Genomic DNA, 25,455 nt, shown 5'->3' with positions numbered 1-25,455 from the left:
GGGCGATGACCGTCTCTGATGATGCCGACAGCCTGCCTTCGGACGTCCTGCCTCTGGACGGAGGTCCGAAGGATCGCAGCGGCAGCACGCGGACCTGCATCGTCACCCGCGAAAGCGGTTCGCCCGACGAGCTGATCCGCTTCGTGGCCGGGCCCGACGGCAGGGTCGTTCCCGATCTGAAGCGTCAGCTTCCGGGGCGCGGCTGCTGGGTGAAGGCCGAGCGGGCGCTGATCGAGAAGGCGGTGGCGAAGAAGTTCTTCGCCCGCGCACTCAAGGCGGACGTCAAAGCTGACGCGACGCTCGCCGACGATGTCGACCGGCTGCTCGCCGAGCAGCTGGCCGGAATGATGAACATGGCGCGCAAGGCGGCCCAGTTCATCTCCGGCGCGACGAAGACGGAGCAGGCCGTCAGGGGACTGGCGGCACTCGCCGTTTTCCATGCGAGCGACGCTGCGGCCGACGGCGTGCGCAAGATAGACCAGGCCCGCAAGGCGATGAGCTTCGTGGCCGACGACGAAACGGAAATACCTTCGTTCCGTCCCTTCACCGGGGCGGAAATGGAGGGCCTTTTAGGAAGTAATGCTTTTATCCATGCCGCAGCGCTTGCAGGGCAGGCGGGTGAGGGTGTAGTGAAGCGCGCAATCATGCTCGAAAAGTACCGAGGATCCGTCCCGGTCCGGGCCGACGGCGGCGCTGGCAAGCCACAGCAATGACCCGCGTCACCGGCACAGGCCGGCATCGCGTACATTGTTTGAGACAATTTGGAAGACAGGGTCAGGTGATACGCATCCGGCCCTGATCGCTAGGAACGGAACGGAATGACCGACAACAACGACGACAAGACAGGCAGCGCAGCAGGCAAGAAGACGCTGACCCTGAAGCCCCACGGGGTTTCGCAGGGGACCGTGCGTCAGGACATGGGCCGTGGCCGCACCAAGGCGGTCGTGGTCGAAACCAAAAAACGCCCCTTCCATCGCCCCAAGGACGAGCGCCCGATCACGCCGGTTGCCGCGGCTCCCGCAGCACGCCCGGTCGAACAGCGTCCGGCCCAGCCGCAGCCTTCCGGCCGCCCGGCTCCGCAGCCGCAGCAGCACTCGACGCGCCAGGAGGCCAACCAGGCCAACCGTCCGCGTGTCGGTGTCGTTCTGAACCAGCTTTCCGCCGGTGAGATCGATGCGCGCCGCCGTGCTCTGGCCGAAGCGCAAATCCGCGATGCCGAAGAAGCGGTCATCCGCGCCGAGAACGAAGCACGCCGCAAGCGCGAGGAAGAAGCCCGTCTCCTTCAGGAGAAGGAGGAAGCCGCACGCCGCGCCGCTGAAGAAGCAGCCCGCCCGGCTGTCGAGCCCGAAGCCAAGGCCGAAGAGGTTGTCGAAGAGCGCCCCGTGGCAGCTCGCACACCGGCTTCCACCGAGCGTCGCGTCGACAACCGCCCGCAGGCTGCACGGCCCGCCGAAGCGGCAACTGGACTTCCGACCCCGGCTCCGGCCGGCGCTCTGCGCGGCCGCAAGGTCGACAACGAAAAGGACGACGATCGTGGTCCGCGTCCCGGCGCAGGTCCGGTTCGCGGCAAGGTCGTGCGTCCGGAGCCCGCGAAGGTTCCGGCCCGTCCCAAGGGTGACGATGGTCGCCGTCAGGGCAAGCTGACGCTGAGCACCGCTGCCGACGAGGATGCAGGCCAGCGCGCCCGTTCGCTGTCGGCCATGCGTCGCCGCCAGGAAAAGTTCAAGCGCAGCCAGATGCAGGAAACCCGCGAGAAGATCTCGCGCGAAGTCATCCTGCCCGAGACCATCACCATTCAGGAACTGTCGCAGCGCATGTCTGAACGCGCCGTCGACGTCATCAAGTTCCTGATGAAGGAAGGTCAGATGATGAAGCCCGGCGATCTGATCGACGCCGACCTGGCCGAACTCATCGCCGGCGAATTCGGCCACACGGTCAAGCGCGTTTCGGAATCCGACGTCGAAGAGGGCATCTTCAACGTAACCGATTCCGACGAGGAACTGCTGCCGCGCCCGCCGATCGTTACGATCATGGGTCACGTCGACCACGGCAAGACCTCGCTGCTCGATGCGATCCGCCACGCCAACGTGGTGGCCGGCGAAGCCGGTGGCATCACCCAGCATATCGGCGCCTACCAGGTCGAGCAGAACGGCAACAAGATCACCTTCATCGACACCCCCGGCCACGCGGCGTTCACCGCCATGCGTGCCCGCGGTGCCCAGGCCACCGACATCGCGATCCTGGTGGTTGCAGCTGACGACAGCGTGATGCCGCAGACGATCGAATCGATCAACCACGCCAAGGCGGCCGGTGTTCCGATCATCGTGGCGATCAACAAGGTCGACAAGCCGACGGCGAACCCGCAGAAGGTTCGCACCGAACTGCTGCAGCACGAAGTCTTCGTCGAATCCATGGGCGGTGAAGTTCTCGACGTGGAAGTCTCCGCGAAGAACGGCACCAACCTCGACAAGCTGCTCGAAGCGATCCTGCTTCAGGCGGAAATCCTCGACCTCAAGGCCAACCCGAACCGGACGGCCGAAGGTACGGTTGTCGAAGCCGAGCTCGACCGTGGCCGCGGTGCGGTTGCGACCGTCCTCGTCCAGAAGGGCACGCTGCGTCCGGGCCAGATCATCGTCGCCGGTGATCAGTGGGGCCGCGTGCGCGCGCTCGTCAACGACAAGGGCGAACACGTCAAGGAAGCCGGCCCGTCCATGCCGGTCGAGGTTCTCGGCCTTTCGGGCACGCCGGCTGCCGGCGACAAGTTCGCCGTCGTCGAAAACGAAAGCCGTGCCCGCGAGATCTCCGAGTATCGCCAGCGTCTCGCCCGCGAGAAGCAGGTTGCCCGTCAGTCCGGCTCGCGCGGCTCGCTCGAGCAGATGATGACCCAGCTCCAGACCTCCGGTCTCAAGGAGTTCCCGCTGGTCATCAAGGGTGACGTGCAGGGTTCGATCGAAGCGATCGCCGGTGCTCTTGAAAAGCTCGGAACCGACGAAGTGCGTGCGCGCATCGTGCATTCGGGTGCCGGTGGTATCACAGAGTCCGACATCTCGCTTGCCGAAGCGTCGAACGCCGCGATCATCGGCTTCAACGTCCGTGCCAATTCGCAGGCCCGTTCGGCCGCCGAGCGTGCCGGCATCGAGATCCGCTACTACAACATCATCTACGATCTGGTGGATGACGTTAAGGCGGCGATGTCGGGTCTGCTCTCGCCCGAGCGTCGCGAAACCTTCCTCGGCAACGCCGAGATCCTGGAGGTGTTCAACATCACCAAGGTCGGCAAGGTCGCGGGTTGCCGCGTAACCGAAGGCAAGGTCGAGCGTGGCGTCGGCGTCCGTCTGGTTCGCGACAACGTCGTTATCCACGAAGGCAAGCTCAAGACCCTCAAGCGCTTCAAGGACGAAGTCTCGGAAGTCAACGTCGGTCAGGAATGCGGCATGGCCTTCGAGAACTACGAAGACATCCGCGCCGGCGATACGATCGAGTGCTTCCGCGTCGAGCATATCACCCGGACGCTCTAATGGGGCTGAAAGCCCGGCAAATCTGCACAACGGCGGCCCTGGCCGCTGTTGTGTCGTTTTGGTGGGAGCCGGCCTTTGCGGAAGTCTGCGACAAGTTCTATCCCGAATGGGATGGACAGGATTTCTCAGTTCTCAACGAGGTGGCCGCTTTTCTGACCAATTGGGTCGGCCTGGCGGCGCTTCTCTGTCTGGCGATCGGTTCCACGGTCTTGCGTCTTCGGGCGCTGCTTTGGGTCGGGAGCCTTCTCGGCGGCCTCCTCTTGCTGGTGGCCATCACATCCTGGGGAGATGCCGAGCACCAGGTATGGCAGGCCGCCATCAATGAGGGTTGCGCTCATCCGCAATTCGAACTGATCCATCTGCTCTCCGCGTTCGTGTTGACGGCTACGGGCGTTATTCTGGGGCTGCGCCAAAGAAAGCGGGCGCAGTCAATCAGAGCTACCCGTGCCTGAGGCACGGAAGGTATATTACGCTGAAGAGTAAAAACGGTTTGCCGCCCGAGCGGGCACAAGACCTTGGAAAGCCAACGACCATGAGCAAAGCCACATCCTCTGCCCCTTCACAGCGCATGCTGCGCGTCGGCGAACAGGTGCGCGCTGCCATCACCCAGGTTCTGCAACGCGGCGAGGTCCGCGATCCCGTGATCGAAAAGACCGTCATCGCGATCTCGGAAGTGCGCATGTCGCCGGATCTCAAGATCGCCACGGCCTACGTCACCCCACTCGGCGTGCCCAACCATGCCGAAGTCATCGAGGCGCTGAACCGCAATGCCAAGTACATTCGCGGCCGCCTCGGCCCGCAGCTTCGGCAGATGAAATACATGCCCGACGTTCGTTTCCGCGACGATACGAGCTTCGACAACTACAAGAAGATCGATGAGCTGCTGCGCTCGCCGGAAGTCAGCCGCGATCTCGACCAGATCAGCGAAGACGAAGAATAGTAGATTTCATGTCCAAACCGCGTAAGCCCAAGGGCCGCCCGATCTCGGGCTGGCTGATCCTCGACAAGCCGCTCGACTTCGGCTCCACCGAAGCCGTCTCGAAGATCAAGTGGCTGTTCAAGGCCCAGAAAGCCGGCCATGCCGGCACGCTCGATCCGCTGGCCTCCGGCATGCTGCCGATCGCGCTTGGCGATGCGACGAAGACCGTCCCATACGTCATGGACGGCCGCAAGATCTACGAATTCACCGTCGCCTGGGGCGAAGAGCGTTCGACCGATGACCTCGAAGGCGAAGTCACGCATTCCTCGGCTGATAGGCCCAACGAAGAGGCAATCCGCGCGCTGCTGCCGAAATATACCGGCGTCATCAGTCAGGTGCCGCCGCAGTTCTCGGCGATCAAGATCGACGGCGAGCGCGCCTACGATCTCGCCCGCGACGGCGAGACGGTCGAAATTCCGGCCCGCGAGGTCGAGGTCCACCGGCTGACGCTGCTTGGCGCTGCACCCAATCTCGCCCATTTCGAGATCGAATGCGGCAAGGGCACCTATGTGCGGTCGCTCGCCCGCGACATGGGCCGCGACCTCGGCTGCTTCGGCCACATCGCGTCGCTGCGCCGGACCTTCGTCGCGCCTTTCGGCGAAGAGGACATGGTGCCGCTTGCCGACCTCGTGGCTTTGGAAAAGATCGAGGACGACCAGGAGCGCTTGGCTGCACTCGATGCCTATCTGATCGAGACCGGCGAGGCGCTTTCCAACCTGCCGCACGTGCCTGTCAACGACGACCAGGCGCACCGCCTGAGGATGGGCAATCCCATCATCCTGCGCGGCCGCGACGCACCGCTGGCGACGCCCGAGGCCTATGCCACGGCGCGCGGCAAGCTGGTCGCGATCGGAGAGATCGCCGAGGGCGAATTCCGCCCCAAGCGCGTCTTCGCCGGAAGCTAAGCGCCCGGAACCATTTGCCTTTGCTCGATCCTTGACGCATGATCCCGGCATGGGTTCCCAGTCCATCCGAGGTGATTCCGTTTCCCTGTCGCGTTTCGTTGCCCTTTGGCGGTTGCGCCGCATGCGGCGGCGTGCGCCGAAGGCGTCCATGCCACCGGCGGGAAACGGACGAGGACGTTGCAGGTGACCGGCGTGACGGAAGAAGGAAAGCGCAGGGCAACCAATAGCCTGGCGGCGATGGCCGATCGCGCCCGTCATCGCCTGACCCGCCCGTTCAGTTTCTATCTGACGTCGTTGCTGCTGGTCGCCATCGTTCCGGCCTTCATATTTTCGCTCGTCGTGCTAAAGCGCAGCGTCGACGCGCAGGAACAGGTCATCACGTCGCTGCTGCAGGCCTCGACCGGATCGGTGACGCGTATTGTCGAGCGTGACATCGAGGGCATGCTGACGACGCTGAAGGTTCTGTCGACATCGCGGGCGATCGAAGAGGACAACCTGCAGGCGTTCTACGAGAGAGCCTCGACGGCGCTTGCGCAAACGGATTCCTACCTGATCGTCATCGATCGCAAACATGACCAGCGGCTCAACACCCGCGTTCCCTTCGGCACGCAGCTCGGCAAGGGCTCGGACCCGGGTTCCATCGAGCGCGCCTTCACCAACAACGGCGCGCCGCTCGTTTCCAACGTCTTCTTCGGCAAAACCGCCGGGAAATGGGTGTTCAACGTCTATCTGCCGGCAAAGCTTTCGACCGGTGAAGAGTATCTGCTGGCGCTGACGCAAAACGCCGAGAACATGGCCAAGGCCGTCAACCGCGACACGCTCTCGCCCGGCTGGAACGCGGCCCTCGTCGACGGTGCGGGAAAGGTCATCACGTCATCGGATGCTGCGGTCAAGGCCGGGGAGCCGTTCTTTCTCGACAAGGTGCCGGCGATCAGCATCGGCGTTCGCAACATCACGGAGAACGGCACGGAGTATCGGGTGGCGACCGAATTCTCCGTGATCACCGGCTGGCGGATCATCGCCTGGGCGCCGCGCGCGATCGTCGATGCGCCGGCCGTCTGGTCGTTCCTGTGGCTGTCGCTCGGCGGCATCATCTTTGCCGGCATCGCGATCGCCGGTTCGCTCGCAATCGCGCGGCTCTTGTCGCAGGGCGTCAAGCTCGTGGCCGAGGATGCCCGACGCCTCGGCGCCGGCGAGCGGATCGAGCCGCGCCCGCATATCATCGCCGAGGTCGAGCAGGTCTCGGCGGCGTTGGCGCGGGCGGCGGCCGCGCGCACCAAGGCGGAGGGCGAAATCCGTTTCCTCATGCGCGAGGTGGCGCACCGCTCAAAGAACCAGCTGACGGTGATCCAGTCCATGCTGAACCAGTCGGTCTATTCGGCCGAGAGTGCCGCCGACTTTGCCGACAGCTTCCGCAAGCGCATCGCCGGGCTTGCCCGCTCCACCGACCTGATGATCGCCAATGCCGCCCAAGGGGTCGATTTCCGCGAGCTTGCCCAGAACCAGTTGCAGCCGTTCACGCCTGACGATCCGAGGCGGGTGATCTTCTCCGGCCCGCCTTTGAGGCTCGACCCCCAGATCGCCCAGACGCTCGGCATGGCGCTGCACGAACTCGCGACCAATGCGACCAAGTACGGCGCGCTTGCCAACACGTCAGGGGTTGTCAAGCTGAGCTGGTCACTGGAGGATGAAGGCATCGCCATTCGCTGGCGGGAGGAGGGGGCCGATCTCGACGGCAAGCCGTCGGATCCGATCCGCAAGGGCTTCGGCACGCTGGTGCTGGAACGCATGCTCGGCATGGCCCTGAACGCCGCGCTGGAACGGATGATGCATGCCGATGGCATCGAGTGGCGGATCATCGTGCCGCGGCAGGCGGAGGAGGATGCCCGATGACGTGCAGCCGGAGGGCGAAGCGGTGAAACGATCGGCCGGTCGCCTGGGGATGTACGCCGGCGTTGCGCTGGTCCTGCAGGCCGGCCATGCCTTGCCGGCGCGCGGTGCCGAGCTGGATTGCACGGTCGCGGATCCGACCGGCACCGAGCTCAATGTGCGTGATGCGCCGAACGGCCGGGTGATGGCGACGCTTCCGAACGGTGCCAGGCTTGGCCAGGTCGGCGAGCGGGAGCACAAGGGCAAACGCTGGTCGCTGGTCGCCAACGAAAAGGGCACGCTCGGCTGGGTTTTCTCCGCCTATCTGGACTGCGTTCCCGCCGATGGCGACCGGGTGAAATCGGCGCCGATGCACCCGCGCCCGACGGGCAATTAGACCCTATTGCCGGCGCTTCCCGGCGCCAGTTCATGACCCTTTCCTTTTTCATCCAATTCGTTTATAGGCACGCCAGCAAAAGGCGTATGCCCGTTGCATTCACGGCCGCAGCTGGACGACATCCCGGCTGACGGCGTCCCGAAATCCTCGAAATCGAAAGGATCATCCGATGTCGATTGCTGCAGAGCGTAAGGCTCAGCTCATCAAGGAATTTGCAACCGTTGAAGGCGACACCGGTTCCCCGGAAGTCCAGGTTGCTATCCTGACGGAACGGATCAACAACCTGACCGAACACTTCAAGGGCCACAAGAAGGATAACCATTCCCGCCGTGGTCTGCTCGCAATGGTTTCCAGCCGTCGTTCGCTCCTCGACTATCTGAAGAAGAAAGACGAAGCGCGCTACACCAAGCTGATCGGTGCCCTGGGCATCCGTCGCTAAGCGACTTGTCCGGCGGGTCATTGCGGCCCGCCGGCTTTTTTATGGAGCGTTGAACGCTCGACGATTAAGCTCTCCGGCCGCTTAGAAAGCGTGGCACCAGGAGAGAATCCAGCGAACCGGATGGGCCGGTATCGCGGATCAACCGATGGCCCGTCATGGGGCAGGATTGCAGGATGCTTCGGCCCCTGCTTGCCGGAACGCCGCTTCAAAGCGGGCGGTCGGGCAAAGCGGAAACCAGCCGATTACAGCGTGAAGCCTCCCGTTGTCTTGCCCGTGATGCGCCATTTCATGCGGCCCTTCGACCGCCCGCGCTGCAACAGCCGCGGAAAGGTCCGCCGCACACGAAGGACAGAACATGTTCGATACCCACAAGGTTGAAATCGAATGGGCTGGGCGTCCGCTCAAGCTCGAAACCGGCAAGATCGCCCGCCAGGCTGACGGCGCCGTTCTCGCCACCTACGGCGAAACCGTCGTTCTCGCCACCGTCGTTTCGGCCAAGTCGCCGAAGCCGGGCCAGGACTTTTTCCCGCTGACCGTCAACTACCAGGAAAAGACCTACGCCGCCGGCAAGATCCCGGGTGGCTACTTCAAGCGCGAAGGCCGTCCGAGCGAAAACGAAACGCTCGTTTCGCGCCTGATCGACCGTCCGATCCGTCCGCTTTTCCCCGATGGCTACAAGAACGACACCCAGGTCATCGTCACGGTCATGCAGCATGACCTCGAAAACAACCCCGACGTCCTGTCGATGGTTGCCGCTTCTGCAGCGCTGACGCTGTCGGGCATCCCCTTCATGGGCCCGATCGGTGGCGCGCGCGTCGGCTACATCAACGGCCAGTACGTGCTGAACCCGCATCTCGACGAGATGGACGAATCGACCCTCGACCTCGTGGTCGCCGGCACCCAGGAAGCGGTGCTGATGGTTGAATCCGAAGCCAAGGAACTGGCGGAAGACGTCATGCTCGGCGCCGTCGTCTTCGGTCAGAAGGGCTTCCAGCCGGTCATCGACGCCATCATCAAGCTCGCTGAAGTCGCTGCCAAGGAGCCGCGCGAGTTCGAAGCGGACGATCATTCCGCACTCGAAAACGCCATGCTCTCGCTCGCCGAAGACGAGCTGCGCAACGCCTACAAGATCACCGAGAAGGCTGCCCGCTACGCTGCCGTCGACGCCGTCAAGGCCAAGGTGAAGGCGCACTTCCTGCCTGAGGGCATCGAGAACCCGGCCCATTCGGCCGAAGAAATCGGCGCCGTCTTCAAGCACCTGCAGGCCAAGATCGTTCGCTGGAACATCCTCGACACCAAGAGCCGTATTGACGGCCGCGACCTTGAAACCGTTCGTCCGATCGTTTCGGAAGTCGGCGTGCTGCCGCGCACCCACGGTTCGGCGCTGTTCACCCGCGGCGAGACGCAGGCGATCGTTGTCGCCACGCTCGGCACCGGCGAAGACGAACAGTACGTCGACAGCCTGACCGGCATGTACAAAGAACGCTTCATGCTGCACTACAACTTCCCGCCCTTCTCGGTCGGTGAAACCGGTCGCATGGGCTCCCCGGGCCGCCGCGAAATCGGTCACGGCAAGCTCGCCTGGCGCGCTATCCGCCCGATGCTCCCGGAAGCCGAGCAGTTCCCCTACACGCTGCGCGTCGTTTCCGAGATCACCGAGTCCAACGGTTCGTCCTCGATGGCCACCGTCTGCGGCACCTCGCTCGCTCTCATGGACGCCGGCGTTCCGCTGGCAAAGCCGGTTGCCGGTATCGCCATGGGTCTGATCAAGGAAGATGAGCGCTTCGCCGTTCTCTCCGACATCCTCGGCGACGAAGACCACCTCGGCGACATGGACTTCAAGGTTGCGGGCACCGAAGCCGGCATCACCTCGCTCCAGATGGACATCAAGATCGAGGGCATCACCGAAGAGATCATGGGCATCGCGCTCAACCAGGCCAAGGGCGGCCGTCTCCACATCCTCGGCGAAATGGCCAAGGCCATCTCGGAAAGCCGCGGCCAGCTCGGCGAATTCGCTCCGCGCATCGAAGTCATGAACATCCCGGTCGACAAGATCCGTGAAGTCATCGGCTCGGGCGGCAAGGTCATCCGCGAAATCGTCGAAAAGACCGGCGCCAAGATCAACATCGAAGACGACGGCACCGTGAAGATCGCCTCCTCGTCCGGCAAGGAAATCGAAGCGGCCCGCAAGTGGATCCACTCGATCGTTGCCGAGCCGGAAGTCGGCCAGATCTACGAAGGCACCGTTGTGAAGACCGCCGACTTCGGCGCCTTCGTCAACTTCTTCGGCGCCCGTGACGGCCTCGTCCACATCTCGCAGCTCGCCTCCGAGCGCGTCGCCAAGACGACCGACGTCGTCAAGGAAGGCGACAAGGTCTGGGTCAAGCTCATGGGCTTCGACGAGCGCGGCAAGGTTCGCCTGTCGATGAAGGTCGTCGACCAGGCAACCGGCAAGGAAGTCGTTGCCGAAAAGTCCGAGAAGAAGGGCGACGGCGAAGCCGCAGAATAAGCGGGCTTCACCCGAATGCATTCGGGGCGCGGGGCAGATCGCTCCGCGCCCCTTTCTTGTAGGAAGATGACGGATAGACCGATGAGCCGAGATGCGTTGAAGACCCTGTTTTACCCGTTCGACAGCGGCGTGATCGACCCGCCGGGCGAGGGCGAGCGCGTGCTCTTCCTCGGCGCCGAGGCAGGCTACAGGCTGCCTGACGGCTTCGCTGCGTCGATCGCAGCCGTCCAGCCGCTCCGGCCGCTCTATCGCGCCCTGGAGGCCGCTCGTGCCGATGTGGCGCCAGAGATCACCGGCGAAGACTACGACGTCGCGCTGGTGCTTGCGGGCAAGCACAAGGGCGAGAACGAGGACCGGATCGCCGAGGCGCTGAAGCGCACCCGCGAGGGTGGCCTGATCGTCGTTGCCGGCGGCAAGGAAGACGGCATCCAGTCGCTGAAGAAGCGCATCGCCAAGTTCGAATGGGACGGCGACCATCTGCCGAAATATCACGGCGTCGCCTTCTGGTTCACGCGGCCGCAAGATGTCACCGACGCCGTGCGCAAGCTCGCCAAGGTGCCGGTACGCGTCGACGGCCTGTTCGAGGCGTCGCCAGGCATGTTCTCGCACGACCGCATCGATGCCGGCTCGGAACTGCTCGCCTCGCGCCTGCCGATCGATTTCCATGGCCATGCCGCCGATTTCGGCGCCGGCTGGGGTTATCTCGCGACGAAGCTCGCTCAGGCGTCTCCGGGCACCAAGGGCATCGACCTGTTCGAGGCCGATCACGAAGCGCTCGAGGCCGCCCGCGTCAACATGTTGGCGAACGCCCCGCGCATGCCGGCCCGCTTCTACTGGTTCGACCTGACGAGCGAAGAGCCGCGTGACAAATACGACCTCATCGTCATGAACCCGCCCTTCCATGAGAGCCACGCCGCCGAGCCGGCGCTCGGGATTGCCATCATCAAGACGGCGCTGAAGGCGCTGAAGCAGGGCGGAAAGCTGATGCTGGTCGCCAACCGTGGTCTCCCTTACGAGCAGGTTCTGGCCGAGAATTCCAAGGAGTACGGCGAGACCTGCCGCAACGCCCGCTTCAAGGTGCTCTGGGCCAAGCGCTGAGGCGCCGCACGGCCACTTTTGCGCGAACCGAGAATGGAAAGAGCCGGGCACATGACCCGGCTTTTTTGCATCCGGCGGCAAGCCAGACTTAGCCCGTTGCCTTTGCCGACGATCCGGCTCACCATGCGATCGGTTTTGCTGCCGGAGGATGAGTTCCATGACGTCGGGAGTGAACAGGCCGCCCTTGAGCGAGGATGCGGCCGAAGCCATCGCCAAGGACATCAAGCAGGGTGAGGGACATGGGGCGACCTCCGAGGTGCCCATGTCGTTTCTGCGGAGCCTCTACCGTTCACCGCTCGATCCCGAGCGCCGCACGCATACCGGCTTCGTCGTGGCCGCAGTGATTGCGGCTCTGCTCGTGCTCTTCGTCCTGGTTTGAACCGCTTACCGAAGCACGCGGGCCGGACGGGCCTGCATGTCGCGTCAGCCGCGCCTTTTCCCGGCGATCAAGAGCCCCGCAAGGACCGCGCAGAGCAGGCCGAGCGACAGCGGCAGCCCTTGGTGTCCAGTCACCTGCATGGCAACGCCTGTTGCAGGCGAGCCGACCATGCCGCCGATTCCCCAGGCGAAGGCGAAGGCGGCGTTGCCGGCAATCAGGGCCTGGCCGGTGAACCGCTCGCCGAGTTGAATGAGCGACAGGGTGTAGATCCCGAACGTGACGCCGCCCCAGACGAAGACGAACGGCCAGATGAGCCAGCTGTCGAACAGCCATGGCAGAAGCAGGCAGCCGGCCAGGGAGGAAAGGACACAGAACAACAGTGTCTGCCTCGATCCACTGCGTTCGGACAGGCGTCCGATCAGGATCTGCAGCGACGCGTTGCCGGCAATGAAGCAGGTGATGAGCGGCGCGACGCGCTCTTCGCTGCTGCCAAGCGCTGCACCATAGACCGCAAGCAGAGAAAGCAGGGTCTGCTCGAAGGCGGCGGCCGTTGCGACGGCAAACAGCAGCAGCGGCGCCAGCGCGAAAAAGCCGGCGACGGACGTCGCCTCCCCATCCTGCGGCATGTCAGACAGGCGCGGTATCAGCGCGAGCAGGATCAGGCCGCACAGGAGAAAGGCCACGATGCCGATCAGGAAGGGTGACCAGCCCTCCGTTCCGACCAGCGCGAGCGACAGCGGCCCGATGCCGAAGCCGGCTGAGACGACCGAGGAATAGAGGCCCATGATGCGGCCGCGGCGGGACGCGGGCGTGATTGCCACCAGCCAGGTCTCGCTGATCACCGAAAGCGGATTGGCGAAAACGCCAAGCAGGAAACGCAGCGGCATCCAGGCCCAGACGTCCTGTGTCCAGCCAATGGCGGCAAGCGTGCAGACGGCCAGGATCGAACAGAGGATCGCAAGCCGGGCACCGCCCAGCCGCCGCGACAGCATCGGGATCAAGGGCGCCGACAGGATGAAGCCGAGCGGCGTCATCGCCGCCGACAGTCCGATCAGGGCCGGTGCCGTCCGCTGCCGCTCCAGGATGAAGCTGAGCAGCGGGTAGGTCAGACCCTGCGCCACGGCAAAGACGGTGACGGTGGCAATGATGCCCGCCATAGCGGCCCATGGGGCCGGATGCTCTTGGGGCGCCGTGATCAGCTGGCCGAGAGCCGGCGACGCAGGCGGCAACTGCTGGTCCGATGTCATTGGGCCGTTTGCCTCAAAGCACTTGCCAGAAGGGCCTGGCGAGCTCTTCCTCGACCTGGCGTCGCGTCAGGCCGATGTCGTCGATCAAATGCGGATCGCCCTTGAGCTTGCGCTCGAGCTCTACGCGAAACTGGTTCCGTTCACGCCAGGCGGAGACCATGCGTCGGAGCGTTTCGATAGGGCCATGCGAAGCAATCGGAGGGAAGGGGGTGTTGTTCATGGCAACCTCGCTATCGGCTTCGAGGATCCGGGACCCTCGACTTGAAGAAGGTTGGATTTTGCGCAATGCGATCAGCGCCGTACTTAAACCCGTCCAAAAAGTTCTCAAAAACTTCCAAACGGGCTATAGATCGCCACATGCAGGAAACGCGTTTTGCCTTCGGTCCGTTCGTGCTTGATCCGGGTGCGGGAACGCTCCTGCGGAACGACGATCCCGTGGCCGTTGGCTATCGTGGCGTAAAGCTGCTTGCGGCCCTCGTCGGGCGGCCCGGAGAAATCCTCGCCAAGGCCGAGTTGATGGATGCGGCCTGGCCGGGCACGGCCGTCGAGGAGGGCAATCTCACCGTTCAGATCGCTCAGCTGAGGAAACTGCTCGGCCCGGCCGTCGATGGCGGTGAATGGATCTCGACCGTGCCGCGCGTCGGCTACCGTTTTACCGGGACCATCGAGCGACTGGGCGGCGTGACGCGAAAGCCTTTGCCGCTGCCGAACAAGCCGTCGATCGCCGTGCTGCCTTTCGTCAACCTCAGCAACGATCCCGAACAGGATTCCTTTGCGGACGGGATGACCGAAGACCTGATTACGGACCTGTCCAGAAGCGGCGGCCTTTTCGTCATCGCCCGCAACTCGGTCTTTGCCTACAAGGGCAGGGCAATGGACGTGCGTGCGATCGCAGAGGATCTCGGGGTGCGTTACCTGTTGGAGGGCAGCGTCCGCCGCGCCGCCGACAGGGTGCGCATCAACGCCCAGCTGGTGGATGCGCACCCTGGCGAACATCTCTGGGCGGAGCGCTTCGATCGGAACCTCGAAGATATCTTTGCGGTCCAGGACGAGGTGACGGCCAAGATCGTCGAGGCGTTGCTCGGCCGGCTGCGTACACCGCCGCCACGCAATCGGCCCAAGAGTCTCGAGGCCTATGATCTCTGCGTGCGCGCGCGCAAGCTGATCGACGATTCGCCGCAGACGGCCCGTGAAGCGCATCTGATGCTTACCCGCGCGCTGTCGCTCGACCCTGATTACGCCGAGGCCTATCGCTGGCTCGCCATGAACCACTGGATGGGTTGGGTGCATTGGGGTGAACCGGTCCAGCCGGCGCGCAGCGTCGCCCTGGAGTTGGCGCGCAAGGCCGTCGCAATCGATCCCAACGATGCCGGGTGCCGCTGGGTTCTGGCAAATCTGCTTGCCTATGAACGCAGCTTCGCCGAGGCCGACGCGGAATTCGCCAAGGCCATCGAGCTTGACCCGAACGAGGCAGACACCTGGGCGACATTGTCCGACATCGCCGTCCTGGCGGGCCGGGTCGAGGAAGGACTCGAGCATATTCGCAAGGCATTCCGGCTGAACCCGTATCCGGCAAGCTGGTACTATCTGACGCTCGGCCAGGCGCAATATGCCGCCCGCGATTACGAAGCGGCGGTCGAGACACTGCGCAAGGACGAGACCTATCGAACCAGCTCGCGTCGCTTCCTGGCGGCGAGCCTCGCACAGCTTGGGCGGTTGGACGAGGCGCGCGCCGAAGTCGACCTGTTCCTCGTCGCCAACCCCCATTTCACGACCGGCTTCTGGGTCACGACGGAACCGTTTCGCGACGCGGCGACGCTTGCGCACTTCGTTGACGGTTTCCACAAGGCCGGTCTGCCGGATTGACGCGCCGGCCATCGCATGAAGCCCCTGCCGAGCGCACAAAGGGCCCCGCGACCGGAACACCGTCGAATTCGGGATCGACGGCGCGGCCGTCTTGAGGACGCGTGCCCGCGAAACCGAACCGTCTCCTGCGATCTGGCCTTACTGCGCCGATAGGATGATCGTGCCGGCCATCCGGGAATGGTCGGCGATCATGCGCCTTCCACGCTCGCTGTTTCGTGTATCTGAGTGTTGCCTTATATTCTTGACGCGTGCTATCGTGGGTTTTAATCGATGCTGGCGCAACCTGTTTATTGCCTTATCTCTTCTCGCACGATCCCAGGATGATCAGCGAAAGACCTATGTTTGGATACATAAGATTGCTGCGTAGAACTTTATTTCGCCCGGCAAAGCGCGGGAAAGCGAAATCGGACCAAGCACCATCCGTCCATTCTGACCGGCGCAGAAAAAAGCGGCCGGCATGAGGTATATGTATTTGTTCGGCACGGCTTACCTGAAGGTTGTTTTCTCGCGTTTCGCCGTCACGGTCAGCCTGCTGCTCGGGTTCCTGGCCTCGGTCTCGGCCGTTCTGGCATCGCCGGTCGGTGGCCCCGACATGCAGTTCTTCGTCGTTCGCAGCGGCCAGCCGGGGTGCGAGCCGACCTGTCCGGAATGGATATCCGCCGAGGGGGCGATCGCCCGAGACAGTCCGGCGCGTTTGAAAAAGCTGCTGAAAACCATCGGCGAACGCCGCCTGCCGATCGTGGTGACGTCGCCCGGCGGAGACATCGACGCGGCTCTGGCGCTCGGCCGCCTCATCCGGGAACGAAAGCTTGACGTGGCGGTCGGCAAGACCCGCTTCGCCGGCTGCCAGCCGCAGCAAAAAGACTGCCATGAAAACGACGGCAAGGGCGCTCGCTACATCGGTGTCGCCTATTCGGCTGGCGCCTATTGCGCTTCCGCTTGTCCGCTGATGCTTGGCGGCGGCGCCCGGCGGGTGGTGAGCCAGTGGGCGTATCTGGGCGTCCACCAGGTCACCACGGTCTACGTGACGATCCAGACGCGGTATCGCGAGCAGTACCGCGTCGTAAACGGCAAGAAGAAGGTCACGAGCAAGAAGGTGATCAGTCGCAAGAATGCCGGCAGCCACAAAACCTATGAGATGACCAAGGCAATGGAGCGCCAGCTTGCGGTCTACCTTTCGGAAATGGGGATCGGCCGCACCGTCGTCGATTTGATGAAGGTGACGCCTGTCGCCGACATGCGCAAGATCGAACCCGTGGCGATGCTGGAGATGAAGTTGATTACGCAACTCGGCGGGGTCGAGCTGCTGACGTCCAACGATGTTTGCAAGACCGTGCCGGCGGCCGCCAACTGCCGCGTCTTCGTCATGTCGGACCTGAAACGTCGGTAGACCGGGGAGCGTAGGATGGAAGTCGAAGCGCAGGCGTGGATGCCTTTTGGTGGCAAGGTCCGGCACCGACTGCGAGGGGCATTGCTGCCGATCTGTCTGGTGGCCTGCAGCCTCTTGAGCCCGCAGACGACGATGGCGAACGAGCAGGAGATGCGGTTCGTCGTGGTGCGCTCCAACCAGGCGGGTTGTGAGCCGACATGTCCGGAATGGATTTCCGCCGCGGGCACCATCGGTCCGAAGACGCCGGCCCTGCTGAAGGCGTCCTTGAAGACGCTCGCAGGCCGAAGGCTGCCATTGGTCCTGCGATCGCCTGGCGGCGACATGGCGGCGGCGATGGCCCTGGGCCGCCTCATCCGCAAGAGCAAGCTGGACGTCGCGGTGGGCACGACCGTCTTCACCGGATGTCAGCGTGATCAGAAAAACTGTACCGCAAACGACGGCAAGGGGGCCGACCATATCGGCAAGGCGGTTTCGCTCGGAGCCTGCTCGCAGGCATGCACGCTTGTCCTTGCGTCCGGCATTCGACGGCTGGCGGGAGAAGGGACGATCGTCGAAGACATTCCGATGCTGGCCGGAAACGAGGCAAACACCCGCAAACTGGTGGCCTACTACGGTGAAATGGGCGTGCGCTACCAGTCTCTGGCCGAACGCCTGCGCAACGCGGCCGGCAGGCTCCACCCCTATCAATTGTCCTTGGAGCTGCTGTTGACGGGCCACCTGCCCGTCGGCCAATTGGTCGATGCGGAAATCTGCCGTGCTACGCCTGCACCCGACAATTGCCGGGTCTTCACCACGATGGACCTGGATTAGCCGCAGGCGCTCAGTGCGGAGCGAACGAAACTGGAAAACACACGAAAGCCTTTTCAAGAAAAGTGCGGAGCGGTTTTCCGCCAGGACATGCGTAAAAACAGAGACATAGAGCGTTTCTGTGTTTCCGTCTAAATCGCAAACGCTCTAACAAAAAAGCCCCGGAGAAAACCTCACCGGGGCTTGTCCATGAGCCTTGGAAAGTGCCCATCGGCCGGATCGTTACTCGGTGTCGGCCGTCCTCAGCGCATCGAGCGCCGGCATCGAAGTGATGTTGTAGCCGGAGTCCACATAGTGGATTTCGCCGGTGACGCCGCGCGACAGGTCGGAAAGCAGGTAAAGCGCCGAATTGCCGACATCGTCGATCGTGACGGTGCGGCGCAGCGGCGAATTCTTCTGCTGCCAGGAGAGCATCGCCCGGGCATCGGAAATGCCGGCGCCGGCAAGCGTGCGGATCGGGCCGGCGGAGATCGCGTTGACGCGAATGCCGCGAACGCCGTAGTCGGCGGCGAGGTAACGCACCGAAGCCTCGAGCGCCGCCTTGGCCACGCCCATGACGTTGTAGTTCGGCATCACGCGCATCGAGCCGCCATAGGTGAGCGTCAGCATCGAACCGCCCTCATCCATCAGCTCGGCCGCGCGCCTGGCGATCTCGGTGAAGGAGAAGCAGGAGATCACCATTGTGCGGCTGAAATTGTCGCGCGAGGTGTCGGCGTAGAGGCCCTTCAGCTCGTTCTTGTCCGAAAAGCCGATGGCATGAACGATGAAGTCGAATTTACCCCAGCGTTCCTTGATCGCATCGATGACCGCATCGACGGAGGCGATGTCCTCGACATCGCAGGGAAGCAGGAAGTCGGAACCGAGCTCGGTGGCCAGCGGCTTGACGCGCTTGCCCAGCGCCTCGCCCTGATAGGTAAAGGCCAGTTCCGCGCCTTGCGCTGCAAGCGCCTTGGAGATGCCCCAGGCAATAGAGTGACTGTTGGCCACACCCATGATGAGGCCACGCTTTCCGGTCATCAGTCCCGTCATTGTATTATCCGTTGTAGCGCTGGAAGACGAGCGTTGCATTGGTGCCGCCGAAGCCGAAGGAGTTCGACAGGACCGTATCGATCTTGGCGTTGTCGATGCGCTTGCGGACGATCGGAACGCCGTCGAATTCCGGGTCGAGTTCGCTGATATGCGCGCTCTCGCCGATGAAGCCGGCCTGCATCATCAGGAGGCCGTAGATCGATTCCTGCACGCCGGCGGCCCCGAGCGAGTGACCCGTGAGCGACTTGGTCGACTGGATGTGCGGCATCTTGCTGCCGAAGACCTCACGGATCGCGCCGATTTCCTTGCTGTCGCCAACCGGGGTCGAGGTGCCGTGGGTGTTGATGTAATCGACCTCGCCCTTCACGGTCGAGAGCGCCTGACGCATGCAGCGGATCGCGCCTTCGCCCGAGGGAGCCACCATGTCGTAGCCGTCGGAGGTGGCGCCATAGCCGACGATTTCGGCATAGATCTTGGCGCCGCGGGCCTTGGCGTGCTCCAGTTCTTCGAGAACGAGGACGCCCGCGCCGCCGGCAATGACGAAACCGTCGCGGTTGGCGTCATAGGCGCGCGACGCCGTTGCCGGCGTTTCGTTGTACTTGGACGACATGGCGCCCATGGCGTCGAAGAGGTTGGACATGGTCCAGTCGAGGTCTTCGTGGCCGCCGGCAAACATCACGTCCTGCTTGCCCCACTGGATCATCTCGGCGGCATTGCCGATGCAGTGCGCCGAGGTCGAGCAGGCCGACGAGATCGAATAGTTGACGCCGTGGATCTGGAACCAGGTGGCGAGCGTGGCGGATGCCGTGGACGACATCGCCTTCGGAACGGCGAACGGGCCGATGCGCTTCGGGCTGACGTTCTTGCGGGTGACGTCGGCCGCCTCGACGATCGTGCGGGTGGACGGACCGCCCGAGCCCATGATGATGCCGGTGCGCTCGTTGCGGGCGATGACCGCTTCTTCCAGGCCGGAATCGGCGATCGCCTGCTTCATCGCCACGTGGTTCCAGGCGCCGCCCTGCGACAGGAAGCGCATGGCGCGGCGATCGACCAGTTCGGTCGGATCGAGCGACGGCGCGCCCCAGACCTGGCACTTGAAGCCATTCTCGGCGAAATCGGGAGAAAACGTGATGCCCGACTTGGCATCGCGCAACGACGCCGTGACTTCGTCTGCATTGTTCCCGATCGAGGAAACGATGCCGAGGCCCGTGACAACAACCCGTCTCATGGTACTGACCTTTTCTTTATTTCGTTCGCTGCGGAAAGGCCTGGATCTACTCGGCCTTGTCCTTCGACAGTCCGACGCGCAGGTCGGTCGCCTGATAGATAGTCTCGCCATCGGCCTTCAGCCAGCCGTCGGCGGTGCCGAGCACGAGCCGTCCGCGCATGACGCGCTTGAAGTCGATGCCGTATTCGAGAAGCTTGGTGTGGGGACGTACCATGCCCTTGAACTTCACTTCGCCGGTCGACAGCGCCATGCCGCGGCCCGGCTCGCCGAGCCAGCCGAGGTAGAAGCCGGTCAGCTGCCACATGCCGTCGAGGCCGAGGCAGCCGGGCATGATCGGGTTGCCCTGGAAGTGGCAGGGGAAATACCAGTCGTCCGGCCGCACGTCGTACTCGGCGCGCAGGTAACCCTTGTCGAAGGCGCCGCCGGTCTCGGAGATTTCGGTGATGCGATGAACCATCAGCATCGGCGGCAGCGGCAGCTGGGCATTGCCGGGGCCAAACAACTCTCCACGGCCGCAGGCCAGGATTTCCTCATAGCTGAAGCTGGATTGTCTGGTCGTCATGAATGGATGTTTCCCCGCGTAACAAATTGTGTTGTCCGACCTGCTTTAGAGCAAGTTCGGTATGAAATGAAGCGTGGCGACCCGGATCTTGCGGTTTTCCGTCCGGTCTCCATCGCTTCAGATGGCGATTTCACTCCGCCGTCGCTTACAGGATCAATGTGGGCGCGACCAGAGTTAATTGCCAGCATTCCCCGAGTTTGACCGGTTTTTCGGGCTTTGCAACGCCTGTCAGGGCTGGAATCTATTGAAAGGCGAGGGCGTAAAAGTTATATCGCGGAGGAAGTATTGTGAATTTCGCCGGGATACATGGAACGACCCTTGATGACGAAAGCAACAGAAGTGAGTTCGGAAGAAAGGCTGCGCCACTCAGGCCTGCGTCCGACCCGTCAGCGCGTTGCCCTCGCCGATCTGATCTTTGCCAAGGGTGATCGTCACCTGACCGTCGAGGAACTGCACGAGGAGGCCGTCATGGCCGGTGTGCCCGTTTCACTCGCAACCGTCTACAATACGCTGCATCAGTTCACCGAAGCCGGTATGATCCGCGTGCTGGCCGTCGAAAGCGCCAAGACCTATTTCGACACCAACGTATCGGATCATCATCACTTCTTCGTCGAGGGCCAGAACGAGGTGCTCGACATTCCGGTGAGCAACATCCACATCGACAATCTGCCGGAGCCGCCCGAGGGCATGGAGATTTCGCATGTCGACGTGGTCATCCGGTTGCGCCGCAAGAACGGCCGCTGATCCGCCAAAGAATTGATCAAGATAAATTGATTGCTGGGCGCGCGTGGGTCGGCGCCTAAGCCTTCACATCACGTCGTCGGGATCGCGCCCCGGCAGGGCCTTGCCGGTGGGCAGCGTCCAGCCGAACTTGAGCGCACCGGCGCGCACGGCAAAGGCCGAGGCCACGCCGAGCGCCGAGGCGGCCACAAGCGGCAGCCCCACCATCGTCGCCAGCACATAGGCGCTGGCACCGATCAGCGCTGCCGTCACATAGACCTCCGGCCGCAGCAGCACCGAGGGTTCTCCGGCAAGCAGGTCGCGAAGCACGCCGCCGAAAGTGGCCGTGAGCATGCCGGTGACGAGGGCGACACCCGGCGATCCCGTGGCCGCATAGCCTTTCGCCGCACCCATCACGCAATAGGCCGACAGCCCGATCGCATCGAGCCAGACGAGAACCCGGTAGCGGGAATCGAAGAGATGGGCGGTGAAGAACAGGAGGACGGCAACGGTGGCGCAAACCAGAAGGTAGGTCGGGTTGGTGACCCAGAAGACCGGCGTGGCGCCAAGCACGACGTCGCGCATCGTGCCGCCGCCGATCCCGGTGACCGAGGCGAGAAACAGATAGCCGATGATGTCGAGCTGCTTGCGTGACGCCGACAGCGCTCCAGTGGCGGCAAAGACCGCCACACCGGCATAATCGAGGATTTCGAGGATCGGCATGGGCGCTCCGGGCAAGAATCGGCTTGTCATCGAAGCTGGGGCATGCCGTGCCCCGGCGTCAACTGTCTCAGCGTGTCGGCAGGATCGTCTGCGTCCGGCCGAGCAGGTAATAGGCAACAAGCCCCGTCCACTCCTTGGCGGCCGTCGTCGTCAGCTGCGCGTTCAGCGAGGGCTGGGTGAAATCGAAGCCAAGCCGCACCTTGCCGCTCGTGCGAAAGTCCGTCGGCCAGGGCAGGACATCGATGCCGTTGGCGCGGAACAGAGCGACCGAGCGCGGCATGTGGTAGGCGGAAGTGACGAGCGCACATTGCGTCAGCCCGTTTGCCGCCAGCAGATCCTTGGTGTAGCGCGCGTTCTCGAAGGTCGTGCGCGAATCTTCCTCGCGGATCACCCGATCGGCGGCGATGCCGAAGGTGTCGAAGAAGGCCTTCGAGGCCAGCGCATCGCCCTCATAGGCGCCGCTGATCGAGCCGTCGCCGCCGGATACGAGGATCCGTGCTTCGGGATAGCGCTTGGCGAGACTTGCGGTCTCGATGAAGCGGTCTGCCGCCTGGTTGAGTTCCGTGGCGCCGCGGCCCGCCATGACTTCGTTTTCGAAGGCGCCGCCGAGAACGATGATGCAGGCAAGCGCTGTCGGCGGTGCCGGGCGCGCAAATCGATCTTCGAGTGCTTGCAGGGCGTAGGAGCCCGCGGTGGTGAACAGGCTGACGAAAAGCACCAGCGCGCCGAGGCTGCCGAGGAGGGCGCCGATGCGTCGCCAGCCGATGGCAGTCGCCAGCAGCCCGGCGATGACGGCGAGCAGCGCGAACGACAGCGGCTGAGCGATCAGCCAGAAGATTTTCGAAACCAGGAACATGGCATCAGCTTCTGCGGTCCGCTGCTTAACAAATCATGAATGCGTGACGGCGACGCCGGATGGTGCGCGCGGAACGGTTGTTCGCGCTCGCGCAAGATAGAGCATGCATCCTGTTCATCCGAACGTTGCGCAGACGGCTCGGACCACCACTTTCATTTGAAGCCGAAAGGAGTATCATCCGGGAGATGACAACGATAGCGGGCTTCAGATCCCAGTTGTTTCGTGCCGCCAACGAGGTCCATGACCTCACTCCGTTGCAGGCACAACGTTTGCTTGAAGGCGCAGTGGCGCTGATCCGCTGCATGCGCGAGCAGACGGGCATGGAGCCGAATACCGAAGCGCCTGACGTGACCAACATCCTGCTGGATATCGCCAGTTCCATACCTAAACGGTCCGAGCGCGAAATCCGTAACGCCCTGCTCGAATCCGCCGACATCATCCGGTTGTTGACGATGATCCTGGATTCGCTGGACGAAATGGCAGCAAACGAAGGTCCCTGAGGACCGGGCGCTGATCAATCAAAGGAAGATTTGGTGGAGCTAAGCGGGATCGAACCGCTGACCTCTTGCATGCCATGCAAGCGCTCTCCCAGCTGAGCTATAGCCCCATATCGGGTTCCGGCGATGCCGGTCCGGGAAGTTCGTCGGGCTGTTGTGCTCGGCGAGTGGCGGCTTATTACTTCCCCTTTTTGAGGATGGCAAGCCGAAAAATGCGTGGCCTGTGGATTTATTTTTTCTCCGGGCCGATTTTCTCCCGTCCGGGCCAGTTCGGCCGAGGACGGGAGCATTTCATTGTCATTTGAAGCGCTTAGACGTCTTCTTCGTCGTCCGACACGCCGATGAGGTCGCTCATGTCGTCGTCATCGTCTTCGTCGTCGGTCTGCAGGAAGGTGTCGTCATCATCGTCGCCGTCGATTTCGACATCGTCGTCGCCGAGATCCGGCAGGTCGTCGCCGCCCGCTGCCTCATCGTCGGCATCCTCGAGCGAAACGAGTTCGACTTCGGTGTTTTCTGCATCAACTTCCGTGACGTCTTCTTCTTCTTCCTTCTCGAGCACCTTGGCGACCGAGGTTTCTTCGAAGAAATTCAGCGGATAGGACTTGCCGGTGTAAGGCGAAACGATCGGATCACGGTTCAGATCGTAGAATTTGCGCCCCGTTTCCGGGTCGATGCGCTTTGTTCCAAGTTCCGGTTTTGCCACTGTCAAAGCCTCTTGAATGGCCGGCCGTGCCGGCGCTTGCCGGAAAGCCGGCGGGTGGAAAGGGTATCAAGCTGATGATGATTAGCCGGTCCCCTTAATCGTCTTGGCCGCATCTGTCAAAGGCAAAACGCCAAAGCCCCGGCGTCGCCGGCTTTCCGGCGCCTTGCCCCGCCTCCTGCGGGGACCACCGTGCGGCCGCGATTTATGGAAACGGGCAGCAGGGGTGTGATAGGAGTGCTCCGGAAGCGGGGCGGTTGCACCTCGTGGTTGGAGCGCCCGTTCGGGCCAGAGGATGCCGCATGTCTCATGGATCGGGCCCGAGGCCCGCCACCGCCCGAAAGTCTGCCGATCTTAGCGGCACGATCCGCATTCCCGGCGACAAGTCGATCTCGCACCGGGCGCTGATGCTCGGCGGGCTTGCCAGCGGCGAGACGCGCATCACCGGCCTGCTCGAAGGCGCGGATGTGCTTGCCACTGGCCGCGCGATGCAGGCGATGGGCGCAGGCATCCGCAAGGAGGCCGATGGCTGGGTCGTCAATGGTGTCGGCAACGGCGCGCTGCTTGCCCCGGAAGCGCCGCTCGATTTCGGCAATGCCGGCACCGGTTGCCGCCTGACGATGGGGTTGACGGGCGTCTATGATTTCGAAACGGTCTTTACCGGCGACGCCTCGCTCAGCCGCCGGCCGATGGCGCGGGTTCTCGGCCCCTTGCGCGAAATGGGCGTGCAGGTGAGGGCGGCTGCCGGCGATCGCCTGCCGGTAACGCTTCGGGGACCGAAGACGCCGACGCCGATTACCTGTCGCGTGCCGGTCGCCTCCGCACAGGTGAAGTCGGCGGTGTTGCTTGCCGGTCTCAACGCGCCCGGTATCACCACGGTCATCGAACCGATCATGACGCGCGATCATACGGAACGGATGCTGAAGGGATTTGGTGCCGCGCTCTCTGTCGAGACCGACGTCAGCGGCGTCCGTAAGATCCGCCTCGAGGGTCGCGGCAAGCTTACCGGCCAGGAGATCGACGTGCCCGGCGATCCCTCGTCGGCGGCTTTCCCGCTGGTTGCAGCCCTGATCGTCCCAGGCTCCGACATCACGATCACCAACGTGCTGATGAACCCGACGCGCACGGGCCTGGTCCTGACGCTTAAGGAGATGGGAGGGGAAATCGAGGTGATCGACAGCAGGCAGGTCGGCGGGGAGGACGTGGCGGATCTGCGCGTACGGCACTCCGAACTGAGCGGTGTCACCGTTCCCGAAGAGCGCGCCGCCTCGATGATCGACGAGTACCCGGCTCTCGCCATCGCCGCCGCCTTCGCCGAAGGCGCAACCGTCATGGCCGGGCTCGGCGAACTGCGGGTGAAGGAGTCCGATCGCCTGTCGGCAGTCGCCGAGGGTCTGACGCTCAACGGCGTCGATTGCGAGGAGGGAGCTGCCTCGCTTGTCGTATGTGGGCGCCCCGGCGGCAAAGGCCTCGGAAGCGCTTCGGGCGCGGCGGTGAAGACCCATCTCGATCATCGCATCGCCATGAGCTTCCTTGTTATGGGGCTCGCGTCCGAACACCCGGTCACCGTCGATGACGTGTCGATGATCGCGACGAGCTTTCCGGAGTTCACGGAGATGATGACCGGACTTGGGGCGAAGATCGAGTGAAGGCGGTGGGAGGGCCGGTTGACATCCAGTACAGATCCAGTGGCGGAGGATGCTTCCTTGACGGGGTTGAATGAGATAGTCGCCGTAC

At 63.4% G+C, this 25,455-nt stretch carries 25 protein-coding genes and 1 tRNA gene; 17 read left to right on the top strand and 9 right to left on the bottom strand.

Annotated features, from left to right (window positions below; all coding sequences use genetic code 11):
* The first annotated feature begins 5 nt into the window (after positions 1 to 5).
* From XB14_RS17365 to XB14_RS17315, 11 genes are all read left to right on the top strand, one after another.
* Entirely contained in the window at positions 6 to 713 is a 708-nt protein-coding gene (locus XB14_RS17365; protein ID WP_077962796.1) for an RNA-binding protein, read from the top strand.
* A 105-nt stretch (positions 714 to 818) separates the two neighbouring features.
* The gene (gene infB, locus XB14_RS17360; protein ID WP_077962795.1) at positions 819 to 3,518 is read left to right on the top strand and encodes a translation initiation factor IF-2; all 2,700 of its coding nucleotides are present in this window, start codon (positions 819 to 821) and stop codon (positions 3,516 to 3,518) included.
* Positions 3,518 to 3,970: a hypothetical protein gene (locus tag XB14_RS17355; RefSeq protein WP_077962794.1), complete on the top strand. Its 453-nt coding sequence runs from the start codon at positions 3,518 to 3,520 to the stop codon at positions 3,968 to 3,970. Before infB ends, XB14_RS17355 begins: the two co-directional genes overlap by 1 nt.
* Positions 3,971 to 4,050: 80 nt before the next feature.
* Positions 4,051 to 4,458, top strand: a complete 408-nt coding sequence (rbfA, locus tag XB14_RS17350) for a 30S ribosome-binding factor RbfA (RefSeq protein ID WP_077962793.1) — start codon at positions 4,051 to 4,053, stop codon at positions 4,456 to 4,458.
* Positions 4,459 to 4,466: 8 nt separating this feature from the next.
* The gene (truB, locus tag XB14_RS17345; protein WP_077962792.1) at positions 4,467 to 5,402 is read left to right on the top strand and encodes a tRNA pseudouridine(55) synthase TruB; all 936 of its coding nucleotides are present in this window, start codon (positions 4,467 to 4,469) and stop codon (positions 5,400 to 5,402) included.
* A 183-nt stretch (positions 5,403 to 5,585) separates the two neighbouring features.
* On the top strand, positions 5,586 to 7,295 hold the full coding sequence (locus XB14_RS17340) for a sensor histidine kinase (protein ID WP_179119603.1): 1,710 nt from the start codon (positions 5,586 to 5,588) through the stop codon (positions 7,293 to 7,295).
* A complete protein-coding gene (locus XB14_RS17335) occupies positions 7,285 to 7,668 on the top strand; it encodes an SH3 domain-containing protein (protein WP_143348418.1) in 384 nt (127 codons plus the stop codon). Before XB14_RS17340 ends, XB14_RS17335 begins: the two co-directional genes overlap by 11 nt.
* A gap of 169 nt (positions 7,669 to 7,837) precedes the next feature.
* A complete protein-coding gene (gene rpsO, locus XB14_RS17330) occupies positions 7,838 to 8,107 on the top strand; it encodes a 30S ribosomal protein S15 (protein ID WP_029742369.1) in 270 nt (89 codons plus the stop codon).
* Between the two features lie 355 nt (positions 8,108 to 8,462).
* Positions 8,463 to 10,616, top strand: coding sequence for a polyribonucleotide nucleotidyltransferase (gene pnp / locus XB14_RS17325; protein WP_077962790.1), 2,154 nt, complete (start codon positions 8,463 to 8,465; stop codon positions 10,614 to 10,616).
* Positions 10,617 to 10,697: 81 nt separating this feature from the next.
* On the top strand, positions 10,698 to 11,714 hold the full coding sequence (locus XB14_RS17320) for a class I SAM-dependent methyltransferase (RefSeq protein ID WP_077962789.1): 1,017 nt from the start codon (positions 10,698 to 10,700) through the stop codon (positions 11,712 to 11,714).
* Between the two features lie 157 nt (positions 11,715 to 11,871).
* On the top strand, positions 11,872 to 12,093 hold the full coding sequence (locus XB14_RS17315; protein WP_077962788.1) for a hypothetical protein: 222 nt from the start codon (positions 11,872 to 11,874) through the stop codon (positions 12,091 to 12,093).
* Positions 12,094 to 12,137: 44 nt separating this feature from the next.
* Here XB14_RS17315 and XB14_RS17310 read toward each other — a convergent pair whose 3' ends face one another.
* Positions 12,138 to 13,250, bottom strand: a complete 1,113-nt coding sequence (locus XB14_RS17310; protein ID WP_419178599.1) for an MFS transporter — start codon at positions 13,248 to 13,250, stop codon at positions 12,138 to 12,140.
* A 103-nt stretch (positions 13,251 to 13,353) separates the two neighbouring features.
* Positions 13,354 to 13,560 carry a DUF1127 domain-containing protein gene (locus tag XB14_RS17305; protein ID WP_077962786.1) on the bottom strand — a complete coding sequence of 69 codons (207 nt, stop codon included), beginning with the start codon at positions 13,558 to 13,560 and terminating at the stop codon, positions 13,354 to 13,356.
* A gap of 137 nt (positions 13,561 to 13,697) precedes the next feature.
* Here XB14_RS17305 and XB14_RS17300 point away from each other — a divergent pair, with 137 nt between their 5' ends.
* From XB14_RS17300 to XB14_RS32710, 3 genes are all read left to right on the top strand, one after another.
* Complete coding sequence (locus XB14_RS17300) at positions 13,698 to 15,206, top strand: winged helix-turn-helix domain-containing tetratricopeptide repeat protein (RefSeq protein ID WP_077962785.1); 1,509 nt, start codon at positions 13,698 to 13,700, stop codon at positions 15,204 to 15,206.
* A gap of 457 nt (positions 15,207 to 15,663) precedes the next feature.
* Positions 15,664 to 16,596, top strand: coding sequence for a hypothetical protein (locus XB14_RS32715; RefSeq protein ID WP_143348417.1), 933 nt, complete (start codon positions 15,664 to 15,666; stop codon positions 16,594 to 16,596).
* A 15-nt stretch (positions 16,597 to 16,611) separates the two neighbouring features.
* The gene (locus XB14_RS32710; protein ID WP_143348416.1) at positions 16,612 to 17,406 is read left to right on the top strand and encodes a hypothetical protein; all 795 of its coding nucleotides are present in this window, start codon (positions 16,612 to 16,614) and stop codon (positions 17,404 to 17,406) included.
* A gap of 219 nt (positions 17,407 to 17,625) precedes the next feature.
* Here the strand turns inward: XB14_RS32710 and fabI are convergent, their stop codons facing one another.
* The 3 genes from fabI to fabA are packed head-to-tail and all read right to left on the bottom strand — an operon-like array spanning position 17,626 to position 20,222.
* Positions 17,626 to 18,432: an enoyl-ACP reductase FabI gene (gene fabI / locus XB14_RS17290; protein ID WP_077962784.1), complete on the bottom strand. Its 807-nt coding sequence runs from the start codon at positions 18,430 to 18,432 to the stop codon at positions 17,626 to 17,628.
* A gap of 4 nt (positions 18,433 to 18,436) precedes the next feature.
* Entirely contained in the window at positions 18,437 to 19,660 is a 1,224-nt protein-coding gene (gene fabB, locus XB14_RS17285; protein ID WP_077962783.1) for a beta-ketoacyl-ACP synthase I, read from the bottom strand.
* Positions 19,661 to 19,706: 46 nt separating this feature from the next.
* Positions 19,707 to 20,222, bottom strand: a complete 516-nt coding sequence (gene fabA, locus XB14_RS17280; RefSeq protein WP_029742379.1) for a 3-hydroxyacyl-[acyl-carrier-protein] dehydratase FabA — start codon at positions 20,220 to 20,222, stop codon at positions 19,707 to 19,709.
* Positions 20,223 to 20,543: 321 nt separating this feature from the next.
* Between fabA and irrA the strand changes: the two genes are divergently transcribed.
* Complete coding sequence (gene irrA, locus XB14_RS17275) at positions 20,544 to 20,966, top strand: iron response transcriptional regulator IrrA (RefSeq protein ID WP_077962967.1); 423 nt, start codon at positions 20,544 to 20,546, stop codon at positions 20,964 to 20,966.
* A gap of 63 nt (positions 20,967 to 21,029) precedes the next feature.
* Here the strand turns inward: irrA and XB14_RS17270 are convergent, their stop codons facing one another.
* Together XB14_RS17270 and XB14_RS17265 are read right to left on the bottom strand one after the other, a co-directional pair.
* Positions 21,030 to 21,665 carry a trimeric intracellular cation channel family protein gene (locus XB14_RS17270; RefSeq protein ID WP_077962782.1) on the bottom strand — a complete coding sequence of 212 codons (636 nt, stop codon included), beginning with the start codon at positions 21,663 to 21,665 and terminating at the stop codon, positions 21,030 to 21,032.
* 67 nt (positions 21,666 to 21,732) lie between these two features.
* The gene (locus XB14_RS17265) at positions 21,733 to 22,521 is read right to left on the bottom strand and encodes a YdcF family protein (protein WP_077962781.1); all 789 of its coding nucleotides are present in this window, start codon (positions 22,519 to 22,521) and stop codon (positions 21,733 to 21,735) included.
* 59 nt (positions 22,522 to 22,580) lie between these two features.
* Between XB14_RS17265 and XB14_RS17260 the strand changes: the two genes are divergently transcribed.
* Positions 22,581 to 23,021, top strand: coding sequence for a hypothetical protein (locus XB14_RS17260; RefSeq protein WP_077962780.1), 441 nt, complete (start codon positions 22,581 to 22,583; stop codon positions 23,019 to 23,021).
* Positions 23,022 to 23,052: 31 nt separating this feature from the next.
* Here the strand turns inward: XB14_RS17260 and XB14_RS17255 are convergent.
* Together XB14_RS17255 and XB14_RS17250 are read right to left on the bottom strand one after the other, a co-directional pair.
* Positions 23,053 to 23,128: transfer RNA gene (locus XB14_RS17255), tRNA-Ala, on the bottom strand.
* 200 nt (positions 23,129 to 23,328) lie between these two features.
* Positions 23,329 to 23,721 carry a TIGR02300 family protein gene (locus tag XB14_RS17250; RefSeq protein ID WP_077962966.1) on the bottom strand — a complete coding sequence of 131 codons (393 nt, stop codon included), beginning with the start codon at positions 23,719 to 23,721 and terminating at the stop codon, positions 23,329 to 23,331.
* A gap of 299 nt (positions 23,722 to 24,020) precedes the next feature.
* Here XB14_RS17250 and aroA point away from each other — a divergent pair, with 299 nt between their 5' ends.
* Positions 24,021 to 25,367 (top strand): 3-phosphoshikimate 1-carboxyvinyltransferase, encoded by a 1,347-nt coding sequence (gene aroA, locus XB14_RS17245; protein WP_077962779.1) that lies wholly within the window; start codon positions 24,021 to 24,023, stop codon positions 25,365 to 25,367.
* Positions 25,368 to 25,455 lie beyond the last annotated feature (88 nt).

Origin of the sequence: Ensifer adhaerens (assembly GCF_002007205.1) — a bacterium.
In the GTDB taxonomy this organism is placed as follows: domain Bacteria; phylum Pseudomonadota; class Alphaproteobacteria; order Rhizobiales; family Rhizobiaceae; genus Ensifer; species Ensifer adhaerens_D.
This window is presented reverse-complemented; position numbering and strand designations above follow the sequence as displayed.

Bases quoted from the DNA above. Each gene is read 5' to 3' on its own strand.
- XB14_RS17365 (WP_077962796.1), top strand. From the start codon at position 6: ATGACCGTCTCTGATGATGCCGACAGCCTGCCTTCGGACGTCCTGCCT.
- infB (WP_077962795.1), top strand. From the start codon at position 819: ATGACCGACAACAACGACGACAAGACAGGCAGCGCAGCAGGCAAGAAG.
- XB14_RS17355 (WP_077962794.1), top strand. From the start codon at position 3,518: ATGGGGCTGAAAGCCCGGCAAATCTGCACAACGGCGGCCCTGGCCGCT.
- rbfA (WP_077962793.1), top strand. From the start codon at position 4,051: ATGAGCAAAGCCACATCCTCTGCCCCTTCACAGCGCATGCTGCGCGTC.
- truB (WP_077962792.1), top strand. From the start codon at position 4,467: ATGTCCAAACCGCGTAAGCCCAAGGGCCGCCCGATCTCGGGCTGGCTG.
- XB14_RS17335 (WP_143348418.1), top strand. From the start codon at position 7,285: ATGCCCGATGACGTGCAGCCGGAGGGCGAAGCGGTGAAACGATCGGCC.
- rpsO (WP_029742369.1), top strand. From the start codon at position 7,838: ATGTCGATTGCTGCAGAGCGTAAGGCTCAGCTCATCAAGGAATTTGCA.
- pnp (WP_077962790.1), top strand. From the start codon at position 8,463: ATGTTCGATACCCACAAGGTTGAAATCGAATGGGCTGGGCGTCCGCTC.
- XB14_RS17320 (WP_077962789.1), top strand. From the start codon at position 10,698: ATGAGCCGAGATGCGTTGAAGACCCTGTTTTACCCGTTCGACAGCGGC.
- XB14_RS17315 (WP_077962788.1), top strand. From the start codon at position 11,872: ATGACGTCGGGAGTGAACAGGCCGCCCTTGAGCGAGGATGCGGCCGAA.
- XB14_RS17310 (WP_419178599.1), bottom strand. From the start codon at position 13,250: ATGGCGGGCATCATTGCCACCGTCACCGTCTTTGCCGTGGCGCAGGGT.
- XB14_RS17305 (WP_077962786.1), bottom strand. From the start codon at position 13,560: ATGAACAACACCCCCTTCCCTCCGATTGCTTCGCATGGCCCTATCGAA.
- XB14_RS17300 (WP_077962785.1), top strand. From the start codon at position 13,698: ATGCAGGAAACGCGTTTTGCCTTCGGTCCGTTCGTGCTTGATCCGGGT.
- XB14_RS32715 (WP_143348417.1), top strand. From the start codon at position 15,664: ATGAGGTATATGTATTTGTTCGGCACGGCTTACCTGAAGGTTGTTTTC.
- XB14_RS32710 (WP_143348416.1), top strand. From the start codon at position 16,612: ATGGAAGTCGAAGCGCAGGCGTGGATGCCTTTTGGTGGCAAGGTCCGG.
- fabI (WP_077962784.1), bottom strand. From the start codon at position 18,432: ATGACGGGACTGATGACCGGAAAGCGTGGCCTCATCATGGGTGTGGCC.
- fabB (WP_077962783.1), bottom strand. From the start codon at position 19,660: ATGAGACGGGTTGTTGTCACGGGCCTCGGCATCGTTTCCTCGATCGGG.
- fabA (WP_029742379.1), bottom strand. From the start codon at position 20,222: ATGACGACCAGACAATCCAGCTTCAGCTATGAGGAAATCCTGGCCTGC.
- irrA (WP_077962967.1), top strand. From the start codon at position 20,544: ATGACGAAAGCAACAGAAGTGAGTTCGGAAGAAAGGCTGCGCCACTCA.
- XB14_RS17270 (WP_077962782.1), bottom strand. From the start codon at position 21,665: ATGCCGATCCTCGAAATCCTCGATTATGCCGGTGTGGCGGTCTTTGCC.
- XB14_RS17265 (WP_077962781.1), bottom strand. From the start codon at position 22,521: ATGTTCCTGGTTTCGAAAATCTTCTGGCTGATCGCTCAGCCGCTGTCG.
- XB14_RS17260 (WP_077962780.1), top strand. From the start codon at position 22,581: ATGGTGCGCGCGGAACGGTTGTTCGCGCTCGCGCAAGATAGAGCATGC.
- aroA (WP_077962779.1), top strand. From the start codon at position 24,021: ATGTCTCATGGATCGGGCCCGAGGCCCGCCACCGCCCGAAAGTCTGCC.